Source organism: Microbacterium sp. (assembly GCF_036823965.1).
GTDB lineage: Bacteria > Actinomycetota > Actinomycetes > Actinomycetales > Microbacteriaceae > Microbacterium.
In genome coordinates, this window is sequence record NZ_DAITBE010000017.1 from 1 (window position 1) to 15,462 (window position 15,462).

Below are 15,462 nucleotides of genomic sequence, written 5' to 3' on the forward strand. Positions count from 1 at the left end.
GTTGCCGACGACTTCCTGCGCGTACACGACACCGTCGATCTGCACGGTCGGCAGCCCGTCCGCCGTATACGTCTCCGGCGTGCCGGCCGCGGGCGCGGTCTCGGCGGCGGCCACCGCCGGTACCGCGAGCGCACCGATACTCAGCGCCAGGGCGGTGGCGATACCCGCCCAGCGCGACATCGTCCTCGGACGGCGGTCTCGGTTTCCCGCGCTCGCATCGACACGGCGGATACCCCAGTTGACGTGCATGTCGTTCTCCCCAGAAATCTGCACAGCGCACGCCACTCGACGGACGCCCCCTCGCACACCGCCGACCCCCCCAAGGTCGGACGCGGTGAGACGGGATCGATCGTACGAGGTGCGCGTTCACACACCTGGGGTCGAAGAGTAAACGGGCAACGGACGACTGCACGGATGAGGGGGTGCGCTCCAGCGCACCCCTTCATCCGACAGGCGAACCGCTGACCCGGCTCAGGGGATGGCCCGCCGGAAGGCGAGGAACGAGACGCCCGTGAGCACGGCGGTGACGACGAGTCCCCAGAGCGCGATGCCGAGCGCGCCGAGGTCGTTGATCGCCGAGCCGACGTGCCCCCACAGCTCGAGCCGAGTCGCCAGGAACACCAGTCCGACGAGCGCCAGCGTGAGCGCGATGCTGACGATGATGAGCACCAGCTGCCCCCAGCTCTTGTAGATCGTCGCGCCGGTGAAGCCGATGACGAAGAAGAACAGCGCGAGCGTGAAGTAGACCACGAAGGCGCCGAGCGGGCCGGCATCCCACAGCCACGGGAGATAGAACAGGTATCCGTTCACGCCGTAGCCGTCGGTGGCCATCTCGATGCCGCCGCCGATCAGGAAGATCACGCCCATGAGCGCGCTGCCGATGATCGCCGTGAGCAGCGTGCCGAAGAAGAACTCCCGACGGGTGATGCTCATCGCCTGCGAGAACGGGAAGGTGAGCGTCATCGCGGACATGCCGATCGCGAAGAAGTACCAGAGCGGTGCTTGACCGCCGCCGCCGTACTTCGGGCCGTCGAGCGGGATCATCGCGTAGATGAGGATCGAGATCACCACGGCGGCACCCAGGATCATCAGGGGGTACCAGAGGAAGGTGCCCTTGTTGATGAGCTGCAGGCGGATGACGTTGAGTGTGCGTCGCATCAGCGGACCCCTTCCTTCGTGGCCGAGACGTTCGTGGCGGTGTCGGCCTCCGCCTTCTGCGTGAGCCGGACGACGAGCTGCTGCAGCGACACCGGTGCCAGATCGAGACCGGATGCCGCGACGGCCGCGCGCTCCTGCGCGGACACCGCACCCAGGACGGTGACGGATGCCACGCGACCGAGGGCTTCGCGGTGCAGGACCTCGCGGTCACCCACCCAGGCGTCGACCGCGGTGGCATCGCCGACGACGGTGACGGCGCGGTCGCGCACGGCATCCGTGTCCTCGTTGAGGATGATCTTCCCGTTGTCGATCACGATGACCTTCTCGATGAGGTTCGAGACCTCGTCGATCAGGTGCGAGGAGAGGATGACGGTGCGCGGATGCTCGGCGTAGTCCTCGACCAGCCGGTCGTAGAAGATCTGTCTGGCGACCGCATCCAGGCCCAGGTACGGCTCGTCGAAGAAGGTGATCTCGGCGCGCGAGGCGAGCCCGATGATCACGCCGACCGCGGAGAGCTGACCGCGGGAGAGCTTCTTGATCGTCTGCTTCATCGGCAGCTGGAACTCGGCGATGAGCTCGTCGGCGAGTGCCTGGTCCCAGTTCGGGAAGAACAGGCTCGCCGCCTTGAACGCGTGCTTGGGATAGGCGTCGTCCGGGTACTTCTGGCTCTCGCGGACGAAGCAGATGCGGCCGAGCACCCTGGCGTTCTCGTAGGGGTGCTCGCCGAACACACGCACGGTGCCGGAGGATTCGAAGTTCTGCGCCGTGAGGATCGACATGAGCGTCGTCTTGCCGGCGCCGTTGCGGCCGAGCAGGCCGTAGATGGCGCCGCCCTCGAGCGAGAGCGAGATGTCGTCGAGCGCGTTCTTGTCCTTGTAGTGCTTCGTGAGGTGCTGCACCTCGATGACGGCGGTCATGCGGGGGTCGTCCCTTCTGCGGTGCGGGATGCGGTGGTGTCGGCGGCGCGCTGCCTGAGCAGGTCCGCGAGGTCGTCGGCGCTGAGGCCGAGGGTCCGCGCCTCCGCGAGGAGCGGGTCGAGGTAGCGGTCGGCGAATGCCGCGCGACGCTCGCCGAGGAGCAGGTCCTTGGCGCCGGCGGCGACGAACATGCCGATCCCGCGGCGCTTGTACAGCACTCCCTTGTCGGTGAGCATGGCGACTCCCTTCGCTGCGGTGGCTGGATTGATCCGATAGAACCCGGCGAGCTCGTTCGTCGACGGGGCCTGTGACTCCTCGTCGAGCGAGCCGTCGAGGATCGAGTCCTCGATCTGCTCGGCGATCTGGAGGAAGAGCGGCTTGCCTTCTTCGATCACTGATCCTCCGTCTGGGTTGGTGGGTTACTTACTCGACTAAGTAACCATAGAACCAAGACGAGTGTCAAGGGGTGCAGAACGGCGCGGGCCAGGGGCGAGTGGACGCTCAGCCCGTGATGTCGCGTCGCTGCTCGCGCCAGTCGTCGACGATCTGCAGCATCCGCGCGGAGAGGAATCGGAAGAACTCGGCGAGCTCGACGGCGCGATCGTGCGCGCCCTGATCGTCGGTGTGCTCGGCGGCGATGTCGTCGATGTACTCGGAGAGGCGGGAGTAGACGGGCATGTTCCCGACGATCGAGCTGGTGAACGGATCGTGCACGAATTCGTAGCGGTCGCGGCGCTCACCCGGTCGCGAGCGTCGCTGGATGAAATGCAGCTGCTGCAGGTAGCGCACCGCGCCGGAGACCGCGGCGGCGGAGACCCCGAGGCGCTCGCAGAGCTCTGCCGCCGTGTACCCGCCCTCAGGAGCGGCGACCAGCGCCATCATCACTCGCGCCGGCATGCGCGCCATGCCTGCGGCGGTCATCATGGCGGCTGCCTGCTCTGCCGGCTCGATCCCGCGATGCGCCGCCGCGGCGTCGAGCGCACTGGCATCGAGATCAGTGGCGTCGGCGTCGTCGGTGCTGGCGTCGGGCATCGGTTCCTCCTACGCGCCGGCGGCGAGCTCGCGCCGTCGCATCAGGGTCAGGGCGCCGGTGCCCCCGGCTGCCAGGGCGAGCATCAGCCACCAGAGGCCGCGCACGTCCACGCCGGTTCCGTCCACGACCGGGGTCACCGCGAACGGGGAGAGGTTCGCGCTCCACTCGGGGAGGCCGAACAGCGGGCCGAACATCCCGAGCAGCGCTGCGAGGAGCACGAGGCTCCAGGCCACCGCCGAGGTCGCCCGCGGCAGCAGCACGAACACCAGCGCGGTGAGCGCGGCGAAGATCGAGGCGGCGACCGCCTGCCCGAGCCCGGCCACCGCGACGATGCGGTAGAGCGCGTCATTGCCGCCGTTCGACCAGATGCCGATCCACCCGGCGACGACCGCGGCGGCGACCACGATCAGCACGGCGATGACCCCGACGATCACGAAGTCCGCGAGCCAGCGCACGCGGCCGATCGGCGTGGCGAGCACGGCCTCGGCGGTGCCCCGTGCCTCCTCCTGCCGCGCGCGCACGACGGTCTGCACGGCGCAGCACGCCGCGAGGATGCCGAGCAGGGTGAAGAACACCGTCACCACGACCTCGTCGAGACCGCCGGTGGCGCCACCGATCTTCTTCAGGATGTCGGCGACGGCCGGGTTCTCGCCCGAGATCTGATCGACCAGTCCGCTCAGGGTCGTGGCGAGGATGCCGGTGATCGCGCCGCCGACCGCCCAGCCGACGATCGAGCCGGCGGTCAGCCGCCACACCAGCGCGTGCGGCGACGCGAGCGCCGGCCGCGCCGAGACCCGGCCAGGACGTTCGGCCACGAAGCTCGCATCGATGTCGCGCAGGGACTGCAGGGCGACGGATGCCGCCGCGAGCACGAGCCCGACACCGAGACCGAGCAGCATCGGCCAGACCAGGTCGGCGTCGTATGGGCGCGTCTGCTCGACCCAGCCGAACGGCGAGAGCCAGGCCGGCCACGCGCTCGTCATGCTGGTCAGGTCGTCGCTCGGTGTGCCGGCCGCGTTGCCGATGCCGCGGAGCAGGAACGTCGCGACCAGCACCCAGACCGTCAGGGAATTCGCTCCGCGGGAGGTGCGCAGCAGCTGCGCCGCGAGCAGCCCGACCCCGAGGAAGACGACCCCGCACGAGCCCGCAGCTGCGCCCGCGAGCAGCGATCCGGCGGTCGACAATCCGGTGGCGATCAGCGCGAGCGCCGTGAGCGCAGCCAGCACGACGTTCGCCAGGATGCCGTGCACGACGGTCGCGATGGTCGGCAGCCGGCGGCCCGCCGGGGTCGCCCAGACGAGCTCGGCACGACCTGCCTCCTCATCGCCGCGCGTGTGCCGCACGGCGAGGAAGGCGCTCATCAGCGCGGCGAGCAGGGCCAGCCACGGCAGCACCTCGAACGCGAGGAAGGCGCCCTCCGATGTCCCGGAGGGGAGCCCACGGAACATCAGGATCACGGGGTTCGCGAGCGCTGCCGCGAGGATGTTCTGCCGATCGGCGAGGGTCGGGTACGACTGGCTGACCCCGGCATACCCGGCGAAGGCCATCAGAGCGGTGCCGACGATCCACAGCGTCAGCTGCAGCCAATCGCGCCGCAGCCGCTGCCGGAGCAGCACGGTGAATGAGGCCATCACGCACGCTCCCGCTGCGCGCGGCGTGCACGACGGGTACCGGCGCCCGCGGCATCCGTCCCGCCGTCCTCGGCGGATTCGAGCGTCGCGAGGTCGTCGCCGTAGTGGCGCAGGAACAGCTCCTCGAGCGACGGCGGCGCGACGCGCAGGTCGCTGATGCCGAGCGCGGCGAGAGCCGGCAGCACGGTCGCCGTGCTGTCGTCGTCGACGGCCAGCCGGATGCGGTCGCCCTGCTGCACCGGGTCATGCACCTCGGGGATGCGCGCGACCTGATCGAGGGAGATGCCGGATGCCGCGAACGACACGTCGCTGCGGGTGAGGTGACGGAGCTCCGACAGCGTGCCGGTCTCGACGACGCGGCCGGCGCGGATGATCGACACCCGGTCGCAGAGCTGCTCGACCTCGCTCATGATGTGGCTCGACAGCAGCACGGTCGCGCCGTTCGCGTGGGCGCGGGCGACCTCGCGCTGGAAGATGACCGCCATGAGCGGATCGAGACCGCTGGTCGGCTCATCCAGGATGTAGAGGTCGGCCGGCACGGCGAACGCCGCGATCAGGGCGACCTTCTGCCGATTGCCCTTCGAATACGCCCGGCCCTTCTTGCGAGGGTCGAACTGGAACGCCTCCATCAGCCGCTTCTTCTCGTGCTGGTACGCGGGATCCTTCGTGCGGGCGCCACGCAGCCTGGCGAGGAGGTCGATGGCCTCGCCGCCGGACAGGTTCGGCCAGACGCTGACGTCGCCGGGAACGGACGCGATGCGTCGGTGCAGGTCGACCGCGCGACTCCAGGGGTCTTCTCCGAACACCGTCGCCTCGCCGCCGCCGCGCCGTGCGAGCCCGAGCAGGATGCGGATCGTGGTCGACTTGCCCGCGCCGTTCGGGCCGAGGAAGCCGTGCACCTCGCCATGCTCGACGGTCAGGTCGAGGCCGTCGAGCGCGTGCACGTGGCCGTACTGCTTGACGAGGTTCTGGGTGGCGATGACTGTGGTCATGCGCGGGAGCGTACGCCCGATTCACAACATTGTGAATCGGGCGAAAACAATGCATGCGAAATCCTTACGGCGCCCGCGTACAGTGGGCTGGTGCCGGAGTTCCCCTACAGTCGCCTGCGCCGCTGGCCCGACGTCGAGGCGGACAACCTGCAGGCGTACGACGCGACAGATCTGCTGCTCGTCGAGCGCGCGCTCGCGCTGTCGACGGATGCTGCGATCACCGGCGATGAGATCGCGGTGATCGGTGACGAGTACGGTGCGGTGACGCTGGCGCTCATCGATGCAGGGCTGCGCGGCATCCGCGTGCACCAGGACCTCGCGACCGGGCGTCGTGCTCTCGAGCGCAACGCCGAGGAGCTCGGGCTCACCGGGTTCCACGCGCACGAGCTCCACGCCGAGCTGCTCGCGGGCGCCAGGCTCGTGCTGCTGCAGCTGCCCAAGTCGCTGGCGGAGCTCGAGCAGATCGCCGACGCGGTCGCTCGATGGGCGGCGCCGGATGTGCAGTTCGTGGCCGGTGGACGCGTCAAGCACATGGCCCTGGCCCAGAACGAGGTGCTCGCCGGACGCTTCGACCTCGTGCAGGCGCAGCGCGCCGAACGGAAGTCGCGGCTGATCGTGGCAGGGGGGCCGCTGCCGGTGCCCGATGAGCCGCCGTTCCCGGTGGTCGTGCAGCACGAGGGCTTCGCGCTCGCTGCCTTCGGTGGAGCCTTCGCGGGCGCCCGCATCGACATCGGCACGCGCGTGCTGCTCGACGTGCTCGGGAGCGGCGCCCTTCGCGCTTCGCCAGGCGCAGCGTCGCCGACCGTCATCGACCTCGGCTGCGGCACCGGAGCGCTCGCGGTGTCGTTCGCGCTCGCGCACCCGTCGGCCAGGGTCATCGCGACCGATCGCTCGGCGGCGGCGGTGGCATCTGCTCGGGCGACCGTCGCCGCGAACGGGCTCGTCGACCGCATCACCGTCACGCACGACGACGCCGCCTCCGAGCTCGAGACCGCCGGCGCCGACATCGTGCTGCTGAACCCGCCGTTCCACCTCGGGGCCAGCGTGCACACGGGGGCGGCGACCCGACTGTTCGAGGCCGCTGCCCGGCTGCTCCGACCCGGTGGCGAGCTGTACACGGTCTACAACTCCTCGCTCGGATACCGAGCGGAACTCTCCAGGCTGGTCGGAGCCACCGAACAGCTCCACCGCACACCGAAATTCACGGTGACACGAAGCATCCGTCGCGGCTGACGAGGTCGGTCATTGTCGCATCGAGGTGCCTCGAAGACAATGATGAATCAGCTGTCAATCCCCCGGTCAGGCGACGATTCCCGGGCCTGTCCGCCGAGTGGGATTTGCCCCTGACCGGCCATTTCGTTACGTTGGTCTGTGGGCCTGACGGCCCGAAGACCAGTCCGCGACCACGTCCTTCTTTCGATGAGCTGTGCTGCGAAGAGGCGTGGACGTACGGTCGATGCTCTATCGCGGCGGATCCGAAATCCGCCGTCTGTGCCGCCACAGCGATCATGTCGAACGGCCCCGAGAGCTCACCCGGGCGTAACCGAAGCAGGCTCAGCCACCCGAAGGCGAGCCGCAGGGGAAACGTGTCCGAAATCGCACTTGAAGCGCGCAATCTGTACAAGGTGTTCGGGAAGAATCCGAACAACGCCGTCCGTCGACTGAAGGCCGGTGAGAGCAGAACAGACGTCACCGATTCAGGAACCGCTGCCGTCATCGACGCCAGCTTCACCGTGAACCGCGGAGAGATCTTCGTGATCATGGGGCTCTCCGGCTCCGGCAAATCCACCATCATCCGCATGCTCAACGGCCTGCATGACGCGACCGACGGGTCCGTCACCGTGAGCGGCGATCCCATCACCGGCATCCCGGCGTCGAGGCTCCGTGAGATCCGTCGTGATCGCATCTCGATGGTGTTCCAGCACTTCGCCCTGCTGCCGCACCGCACGGTCGCCGCGAACGTCGCCTACCCGCTCGAGCTGAAGGGCATCGGCAAGGCCGAGCGCCTCGCGAAGGCCGAGGAGATCCTGACGCTGGTCGGTCTCGAGGGCCAGGCCGACAAGCTGCCGTCCGAACTGTCCGGCGGCATGCAGCAGCGCGTCGGCATCGCCCGCGCGCTCGCGGCAGACAGCGACATCCTGCTCATGGACGAGGCGTTCAGCGCACTCGACCCGCTCATCCGCCGCGAGATGCAGGAGCAGCTGCTCGAACTGCAGCAGAAGCTGCAGAAGACCATCGTCTTCATCACGCACGACCTCAACGAGGCCATGTTCCTCGGCGACCGCATCGCCGTGATGCGCGACGGCCGCATCGTGCAGATCGGCACGCCGGAGGACATCCTGATGGACCCGGCGAACGACTACGTCGAGCAGTTCGTGCAGGATGTCGACCGTGCCCGTGTGCTCACCGCGGCGAACGTCATGGAGCGCCCGCGCCCCGTGGTCGCCGAGACCGCCGGCCCTCGCACCGCGCTGCGCCAGATGCGCGACGCCTACATGTCGGCCACCTACGTGACCGGCCGCGACCGCAAGCTGCTCGGCATCGTGACCGACCGCGACGCCGTCAAGCTCGTCCGCAACGGCACCTCGACGCTGCGCGACATCATCAAGCCCGTGCCGCAGAGCGTCAGCGAGGACGAGGTCCTGATGAACCTGTTCGTGCCATCGGTCGAATCGCCCCTGCCGCTCGCGGTGACGGATGCCGAAGGACGCCTGACCGGCGTGATCCCTCGCGTCACGCTGCTCGCCGCGCTCGGCCCCGGCCCCGGTGCGACCGGCGAGCTGACGCTCCCGCTCATCCCGATGCCGCAGGCCGAGATCGATGCCGTGCTGGATGACGGATGGACCGCCGATCCGCCGGCCCAGACGTCGACCGTCGGGGAGGTGCGCTGATGGATGGTTTCCGCATTCCCATCGGCAGCTGGGTCGCGACCGGCGTCGACTGGATCAAGGCCAACCTCGACGGACTGCTCGACGTGGTCTCGTTCATCGTCACCTTCCTCGTCGACGGACTCACGTCGCTGCTGCTGCTCCCGTACTTCTTCGTCGTGATCGCGATCGCCGCGCTCATCGCCTGGGTCGTGCGCTCGTGGCAGCTCGCACTCGGCACGATCATCTCGTTCGCGTTGATCGTCGCGATGGGCCTCTGGGTCCCCGCGATGCAGACGCTCGCGCTCGTGCTCGTCGCCGCCATGATCGCGGTGCTGATCGCCGTTCCGCTCGGCATCTGGTCGGCGCGCAACTCCACGGTCCGCGCTGTGCTGAAGCCCGTGCTCGACTTCATGCAGACCATGCCGGCCTTCGTCTACCTGATCCCCGCGATCGTGTTCTTCAGCATCGGTGTCGTCCCGGGCCTCGTCGCCACGGTCATCTTCGCGCTGCCCCCTGGCGTGCGACTGACCGAGCTCGGCATCCGCGGAGTGGACTCCGAGACGGTCGAGGCCGGTCAGGCGTTCGGTGCGAAGCCGGGTCAGATCCTGCGCGGCATCCAGCTCCCGCTCGCGATGCCGACGATTCTCGCCGGTATCAACCAGGTCATCATGCTCGCGCTGTCGATGGCGGTCATCGCCGGAATGGCGGGAGCAGACGGACTCGGGAAGATGGTCGTCGAGGCGATCTCCACCGTCAACATCGCCAAGGGCGTCGAGGCCGGACTCGGCGTCGTGCTGATCGCGGTCTTCCTCGACCGTGTGACCGCTGCCCTCGGCACGCTGGGTCAGAACCGTGCTTCCCTGCTCGGTGTGCTCAGCCGCCGCACCGCGCAGCGCAACGCGGCCGCCGCGACTGCGGCATCCGCCGCGACCACCGAGACGCCCGTCGAAGAGAAGGAGCTCCAGAATGCGTAATCGCACGCTCACATCCATCGCGGCCATCGGTGCCGTGGGAATCCTCGCTCTCTCCGGCTGCGCGAGCGACGGTGCCGGTGGCACCATCGAGCTCGGCGGAGGCGGCGGCAACGGTGGTGGCGGAGGCGAGAAGGGCACGATCACCCTCGGGTTCCTGCCGTCGTGGACCGATGGTCTCAGCACCGCGTACCTGCTGCAGGACCAGCTGGAGAAGATCGGCTACAACGTCGAGATGAAGACGCTCACCGAGGCGGGCCCGCTGTACACGGGGCTCGCCCAGGGTGATGTCGACGTGTTCCCGTCGGCCTGGCCCGAGGTCACGCACGCCGAGTACATGAAGACCTACGGCGGGTCGATCGAAGACCTCGGCACGTACTACGACAACGCGCGCCTGACGCTCGCGGTGCCTGAGTACTCCGAGCTCACGTCGATCGAGGACCTCGCAGGCAAGGGCTCCGAGTTCGACGGGAAGATCTACGGCATCGAGCCGGGTGCGGGCCTCACCGCGCAGACCCAGAAGATGCTGCCGGAGTACGGGCTCGACAGCGAGTACCAGCTCGTCACGTCGTCGACCGCCGCCATGCTCACCGAGCTGGGATCCGCGACCGACAAGCAGGACGACATCGTCGTCACGCTGTGGCGGCCGTTCTGGGCGAACGACGCCTTCCCCGTGAAGGACCTCGAAGACCCCAAGGGCGCGATGGGCGAGGCCGAGGGGCTGCACTTCCTCGGCACCAAGGGCTTCGCCGAGGAGTTCCCCGAGGCCGCTGCGCTGATCGAGCAGATCACGCTCGACGACGAGCAGTACGGTTCGCTCGAGGACCTGGTCGTCAACGAGTACGGCGAGGGCAAGGAAGCGGATGCCGTCGACGCCTGGCTCGAGGAGTACGGCGACCAGTTCGACTGGGTCGTCAGCAGCTGACCCGAGCTTGCCGTTGTCAGGGGTGCACGCCTCTGGCTGACTTCTCGCCGATGGGCGGAGGATCTCTCAGGGATCCTCCGCCCATCGCTGTGTTCTCCGCCGCGCTCAGGGCGGGCGCCGCACGTCCTGCTGGCTCCGCGGCATCCGCGATGAAGGAGATCTCGCGGAATGAAGGAGCCTTCTGCGCGAAAGCTCCTTCATTCCACGAGATCTCCTTCGTTCCGTGCGGTCGCACACGCTCGGCGACGATCAGCTGACCTTCTTCCGGTAGGAGATGATGGCGAACACGTAGGCGACCACGAGGATGCCGACGCACCAGGCGAGGGCGACCCAGATGTCGGTGCCGACAGGCGTCCCGGCGAACAGCGCCTGGATGGTGTTGACGATCGAGGTGACCGGCTGATTGTCGGCGAACCACTGCACGGGTCCCGGCATCGTGTCGGTGGGCACGAAGGCCGAGCTGATGAACGGCAGGAAGATCAGCGGGTACGAGAAGGCACTCGCCCCGTCGACCGTCTTCGCGTTCAGGCCCGCGATGATCGCCAGCCAGGTGAGTGCCAGCGTGAACAGCATCAGGATGCCGATCACCGCGAGCCACGCCCAGACGCTCGCTCCGGTGCGGAAGCCCATCAGGAATCCGACGCCGAAGATGATCGCCAGGGTGATGGCGTTGGCGGTGAGCGACGTCAGCACGTGGGCCCACAGCACGCTCGATCGGGCGATCGGCATGGAGTGGAACCGCTCGAAGATGCCGCTCTGCATGTCGGTGAATAGCCGGAACGCCGTGTAGGCGATACCCGATGCGATCGCGATGAGCAGGATGCCGGGCAGCAGGTAGTTCACGTAGTTCTCGGCGCCGGTGCTCTGGCGGAGCGCGCCACCGAAGACGTACACGAACAGGAGCATCAGCGCGATCGGGGTGACCGCCGTGGTGATGATCGTGTCGGGGCTGCGGAAGATGTGCCGCATGGAGCGGCCGGTGAGCGTCGCCGTGTCGGCGGCGAAGTGCGTGGTCATGCGCGGTTCTCCTTTGCGGACGTCTCGTGGGGGGACGCTTCGGCAGGCTCAGCGACCCGGGTCTCCTGGGTCCCCGTGCTTGTGGAAGCGGGGCCGATGAGGGTGAGGAAGATCTCCTCGAGGGTGGGCTGCTTCTCGACGTACTCGACCTTCGCGGCCGGCAGCAGCCGCTTCAGGTCGGCGAGGGTGCCGTTGGCGATGATGCGGCCCTCGTGCAGGATCGCGATCCGGTCGGCCAGGTGCTCTGCCTCGTCGAGGTACTGCGTGGTCAGCAGCACGGTGGTGCCGGTGTTCGCGAGCTCCGTGACGACGTCCCACACCTCGATGCGGGCTTCGGGGTCGAGGCCGGTGGTCGGCTCGTCGAGGTAGATGACCTCGGGGTGACCGACCAGGCTCATCGCGATGTCGAGCCGGCGACGCATGCCGCCGGAGTAGGTGCCGACCTTGCGTGCGCCGGCATCCGTCAGACGGAAGGTCGCCAGCAGCTCGTCGGCGACCTTCCCGGCATCGGGCAGATGGCGCAGCTTCGCGACCAGCACCAGGTTCTCGCGTCCGGTGAGGATCTCGTCGACCGCGGCGAACTGGCCGGTGAGGCTGATGCGCTCGCGCACGCCGACCGGGTCGGCGGCGACGTCGACGCCCTGCACGGTCGCCGTCCCGGCATCCGACTTCAACAGAGTGGAGAGGATGCGCACGATCGTGGTCTTGCCGGCGCCGTTCGATCCGAGGAGGGCGAAGATGCTGCCCTTCTCGACCTCGAAGTCGACGCCGCGCAGGACGTGCAGATCCTTGTAGGACTTCTCGATGCCGCGCACCGAGATGGCTGCATCCGTCATGATTCCTCCTTCTTCCTGGCGTCGTCGAACGCCTTGATGAGGCGCGTGCGCTCCTTGTCGATCCACTGCCGGCCGCCGTACGCGGCGGCGTAGTTCTCGGCGAACTCGACGGGGTCGTCGCCGACGATGGCGCTGACGGGGGTGCCGTCGAGCGCGGCGCGCTCCCACAGGTCGGCGATGTCGAGGAACATCTGCACGATGATGTCGCCGTCGGTGACGCCGCCGTAGTACATGTTGTAGCGCTGCTGCGCCTTCGCGACCTCGCGGTACGGCTCCGGGAGTGCGTTGATGCGGGCCTGGGCCTGCTTGTACTGCTTCTTCTCCTCGAGCGATCCGGTGAGCGCTTCGATCCACTTCGCGGCCATGATCAGTTCTCCTTGTTGTCTGTGTTGGTCTGCTTCAGCTGTGCGATGTGCTGCGCGAGGAAGTCCCAGGTCTTCCAGAACTCCTCGAGCTCCTGCTGGCCCTGCGCGTTCAGGGTGTACACCTTGCGGGGCGGACCCTTCTCGCTCGGCACCTTCTCGACGTCGACGAGGTGCTTCTGCTCGATGCGCACGAGCAGTGCGTAGATCGTGCCCTCGGCGATGTCGGTGAACCCGTGGTCGCGGATCCGTGTGGTGATCTCGTACCCGTACGCCGGCTGCTCGGCGAGGAGGGCCAGAACGATGCCCTCCAGAGTGCCCTTGAGCATCTCGGTCATCTGCTTGCCCATCAGGTCCTCCCTTCTCCGTCTCGGTACTCAGTGTTGCTGGGTACCGGTACAAAGTAACACTGAGTACTGGTACTTAGCAACACCGAATACTGAGATTCTCACCAGTCCCGAAACGACGAGACCCCGCGATGCAGGCGTCTGCAGCGCGGGGCCAGGGGGTCGAGCGGAAGGGAGCCGTCAGATCGCGGTCAGGTGCAGCAGCATCGCGTTGCCGGGGTTGAGCACGGGGAGCGGGATGCCCTGCGCGAGCACGGCACCGGTGCAGGTCAGGTCGCCGGCCAGCCAGGAGGGATCGCTCACCTGGTGGCGGCTGGCCGCCCCCACCTCCTCGCGCACCCGCACCTGGTAGGTCACGTGCGGGTCGAGTCCGGGGATCGGCACCCGAGGGCTGTTCGCGGTGCCGCTCGTCTCGGTGCGCACCCACGCGAAAACGCCCTCGCGCCGGTCGTGGCTCACGATCCCGTGCAGCAGCGTGCCGGCATCCACCTCGTCCGCGCGCACGGTCACGCCCGAGTGCAGCAGACCGCGCAGCTCTCGATAGAGCGCCGTCCACTCGGTGATCGCCGCGAGGTCCTCGGTCGATGCATCGGTGAGATCCCATTCGAGGCCCGCATGCCCGAACAGCGCCGTGACTGCTCGGAAGGCGAACGTCGCGTGGCGATGCGTCGTGTGCGATTCGGCCTGCCCGATGTGCGCACCGATCAGCTCGAGCGGCAGCAGCGTCTGGGTGCCGCGCTGGATGTGCTGCCGCTCGATCGGGTCGTTGCAGTCCGAGGCCCAGACGCGGTCGGTGCGGGCCAGGATGCCGAGGTCGGCGCGCCCTCCGCCGCTCGCGCACGATTCGATCTCGAGGAGCGGATGCCGGCGGCGGAGTTCGTCGAGCACGCGGTAGACGCCCTGCGTGTGCGCCCGCACATGCCGGTCGCCGTTCGGGCCGAGTGCCGCATGCAGGTCGCGGTTGTGGTCCCACTTCACGAAGTCGACGGATGCCGCGGTGATGATCGCATCGAGCCGATCGAGGATGTACTCGGCGACCTCCACCCGCGAGAAGTCGAGCACGAACTGATGGCGCGAGGCCAACAGGGGCGATTCGCGGAGGATCCAGTCCGGATGGGCTCTCGCCAGGTCGGAGTCCGGGTTCACCATCTCCGGCTCGAACCACAGCCCGAACTGCATGCCGAGCTCGTGCACGCGCTCGGAGATCGGAGCGAGACCCTCCGGCCAGACCGTGCCGTCGACGAACCAGTCGCCGAGGCCGGCGTGGTCGTCGCGGCGTCCGTGGAACCAGCCGTCGTCGAGCACGAAGCGCTCGACCCCGACCGCCGCCGCCGTGGTCGCAAGCTCCGTGAGGGTGTCGAGATCGTGGTCGAAGTACACGGCTTCCCACGTGTTGAGCAGCAGTGGGCGCGGGCTGCGCGGGTGGCTCGCACGCGAGCGGATGCTGTCGTGCAGGCGTGCGGTGATGCCGTCGATGCCCGCGTCGCTCCAGGCGAACAGGAGGTCGGATGAGCGAGCAGCCTCTCCGGGGTGCAGCCTGATCTCGCCACGATCGAGCAGCTCGCCGCCGCCGAGCACGGACCGATGCACGCCGGCGCCCTCCGGGAGGCGTTCGACGAGCATCTCCTGGTCGCCGCTCCACGCCAGGTGCGCGGCCCAGACCTCGCCGGTGCGGAAGCGGAAGCCGGCGGTGCCGGTGAGTGTCAGGAAGGACGAGTCATGGCCTGGACGCCCGCGGCGCGACGACCTGAGCCACGTGCCGTCCTGGATCGCGGTGCGCTGGGGGATGTGCTCATTCGTCCAGCGTCCGGTGAAGTCGACCACCTCGACCGCCCTGGCCGGCAGCGGGAGCAGCAGGCGCATAGCCGCGACGTCGATCGACTCATCCGCCGTGATGTTCCGGATCGTCACCGACGCGTGCAGCACCCCGGCCGCATCGAGTCGGTAGTCGAAGGTGGCGTCGGCGGTCGATCCGGCGTCGCGGAGCGTGAAGCGCGCCTCGGCGACGCCGCCATCGGTATCGCCATCACCGTGCTCGGTGCGGATCAGCGTGAACCCGTCGAGCACGGCATCCGCTGCATCCGCCTCGATCGCGGGGGTGCCAGACCAGCCGTGCGCGCGTCCGGCGGCGATCGAGAACGAGCGTGCGATGTCGAGCGAGCTGTTCATGACGGCGGGCGTGGACGTCTCGATCAGGCCGTCGATGTCGGCAGCCGCGAGCGCAGCGCCCCAGTGCACGACCGCCGGCGCTCCGAAGGCGTCCGGTGCGAGCACCAGACTGACCCCACCGTTGCGAAGGTGGGTGATCGGGTGTTCGAGGACCGGCGCTTCATCGCGGACGGCGTTACTTGACGTCATGAATTAATTATCTGCACTCCCGTGCGCCACCGCAACCTGCGGTGT

Annotated in this window: 16 protein-coding genes; 4 read left to right on the forward strand and 12 right to left on the reverse strand. The window is 68.3% G+C overall.

The window, feature by feature from the left end; all coding sequences use genetic code 11:
• The 7 genes from V7Z82_RS17810 to V7Z82_RS17840 all read right to left on the reverse strand — a co-directional run.
• Positions 1-249: hypothetical protein (locus tag V7Z82_RS17810; protein ID WP_334153138.1), on the reverse strand; the 249-nt coding region annotated here is incomplete at its 3' end.
• Between the two features lie 222 nt (positions 250-471).
• Positions 472-1,158 carry a hypothetical protein gene (locus tag V7Z82_RS17815; protein ID WP_334153139.1) on the reverse strand — a complete coding sequence of 229 codons (687 nt, stop codon included), beginning with the start codon at positions 1,156-1,158 and terminating at the stop codon, positions 472-474.
• Positions 1,158-2,075, reverse strand: coding sequence for an ABC transporter ATP-binding protein (locus V7Z82_RS17820; RefSeq protein WP_334153140.1), 918 nt, complete (start codon positions 2,073-2,075; stop codon positions 1,158-1,160). Before V7Z82_RS17820 ends, V7Z82_RS17815 begins: the two co-directional genes overlap by 1 nt.
• Positions 2,072-2,470 carry a GntR family transcriptional regulator gene (locus V7Z82_RS17825; RefSeq protein ID WP_334153141.1) on the reverse strand — a complete coding sequence of 133 codons (399 nt, stop codon included), beginning with the start codon at positions 2,468-2,470 and terminating at the stop codon, positions 2,072-2,074. The genes V7Z82_RS17820 and V7Z82_RS17825 overlap by 4 nt, the downstream gene beginning before the upstream one ends.
• 106 nt (positions 2,471-2,576) lie before the next feature.
• A complete protein-coding gene (locus tag V7Z82_RS17830; RefSeq protein ID WP_334153142.1) occupies positions 2,577-3,107 on the reverse strand; it encodes a GbsR/MarR family transcriptional regulator in 531 nt (176 codons plus the stop codon).
• 9 nt (positions 3,108-3,116) lie between these two features.
• Positions 3,117-4,739: an ABC transporter permease gene (locus tag V7Z82_RS17835; protein WP_334153143.1), complete on the reverse strand. Its 1,623-nt coding sequence runs from the start codon at positions 4,737-4,739 to the stop codon at positions 3,117-3,119.
• Positions 4,739-5,731: an ABC transporter ATP-binding protein gene (locus V7Z82_RS17840; protein ID WP_334153144.1), complete on the reverse strand. Its 993-nt coding sequence runs from the start codon at positions 5,729-5,731 to the stop codon at positions 4,739-4,741. The genes V7Z82_RS17835 and V7Z82_RS17840 overlap by 1 nt, the downstream gene beginning before the upstream one ends.
• Positions 5,732-5,821: 90 nt before the next feature.
• Between V7Z82_RS17840 and V7Z82_RS17845 the strand changes: the two genes are divergently transcribed.
• The 4 genes from V7Z82_RS17845 to V7Z82_RS17860 all read left to right on the forward strand — a co-directional run bounded on the left by V7Z82_RS17845 (position 5,822) and on the right by V7Z82_RS17860 (position 10,497).
• On the forward strand, positions 5,822-6,964 hold the full coding sequence (locus V7Z82_RS17845; protein ID WP_334153145.1) for a class I SAM-dependent methyltransferase: 1,143 nt from the start codon (positions 5,822-5,824) through the stop codon (positions 6,962-6,964).
• 353 nt (positions 6,965-7,317) lie between these two features.
• On the forward strand, positions 7,318-8,622 hold the full coding sequence (locus V7Z82_RS17850; RefSeq protein WP_334153146.1) for a quaternary amine ABC transporter ATP-binding protein: 1,305 nt from the start codon (positions 7,318-7,320) through the stop codon (positions 8,620-8,622).
• Positions 8,622-9,575: an ABC transporter permease gene (locus V7Z82_RS17855; RefSeq protein ID WP_334153147.1), complete on the forward strand. Its 954-nt coding sequence runs from the start codon at positions 8,622-8,624 to the stop codon at positions 9,573-9,575. Before V7Z82_RS17850 ends, V7Z82_RS17855 begins: the two co-directional genes overlap by 1 nt.
• Positions 9,568-10,497: a glycine betaine ABC transporter substrate-binding protein gene (locus V7Z82_RS17860; protein ID WP_334153148.1), complete on the forward strand. Its 930-nt coding sequence runs from the start codon at positions 9,568-9,570 to the stop codon at positions 10,495-10,497. The genes V7Z82_RS17855 and V7Z82_RS17860 overlap by 8 nt, the downstream gene beginning before the upstream one ends.
• A gap of 249 nt (positions 10,498-10,746) precedes the next feature.
• On the opposite strand, the gene V7Z82_RS17865 is transcribed toward V7Z82_RS17860, so the two are convergent.
• The 5 genes from V7Z82_RS17865 to V7Z82_RS17885 all read right to left on the reverse strand — a co-directional run bounded on the left by V7Z82_RS17865 (position 10,747) and on the right by V7Z82_RS17885 (position 15,417).
• Positions 10,747-11,514 carry an ABC transporter permease gene (locus V7Z82_RS17865; RefSeq protein WP_334153149.1) on the reverse strand — a complete coding sequence of 256 codons (768 nt, stop codon included), beginning with the start codon at positions 11,512-11,514 and terminating at the stop codon, positions 10,747-10,749.
• On the reverse strand, positions 11,511-12,350 hold the full coding sequence (locus V7Z82_RS17870) for an ABC transporter ATP-binding protein (protein ID WP_334153150.1): 840 nt from the start codon (positions 12,348-12,350) through the stop codon (positions 11,511-11,513). Before V7Z82_RS17870 ends, V7Z82_RS17865 begins: the two co-directional genes overlap by 4 nt.
• Positions 12,347-12,715 (reverse strand): DUF1048 domain-containing protein, encoded by a 369-nt coding sequence (locus V7Z82_RS17875; protein WP_334153151.1) that lies wholly within the window; start codon positions 12,713-12,715, stop codon positions 12,347-12,349. Before V7Z82_RS17875 ends, V7Z82_RS17870 begins: the two co-directional genes overlap by 4 nt.
• Before the next feature lie 2 nt (positions 12,716-12,717).
• Positions 12,718-13,062, reverse strand: coding sequence for a PadR family transcriptional regulator (locus tag V7Z82_RS17880; protein WP_230114762.1), 345 nt, complete (start codon positions 13,060-13,062; stop codon positions 12,718-12,720).
• A 177-nt stretch (positions 13,063-13,239) separates the two neighbouring features.
• Entirely contained in the window at positions 13,240-15,417 is a 2,178-nt protein-coding gene (locus V7Z82_RS17885; RefSeq protein WP_334153152.1) for an alpha-galactosidase, read from the reverse strand.
• Positions 15,418-15,462 lie beyond the last annotated feature (45 nt).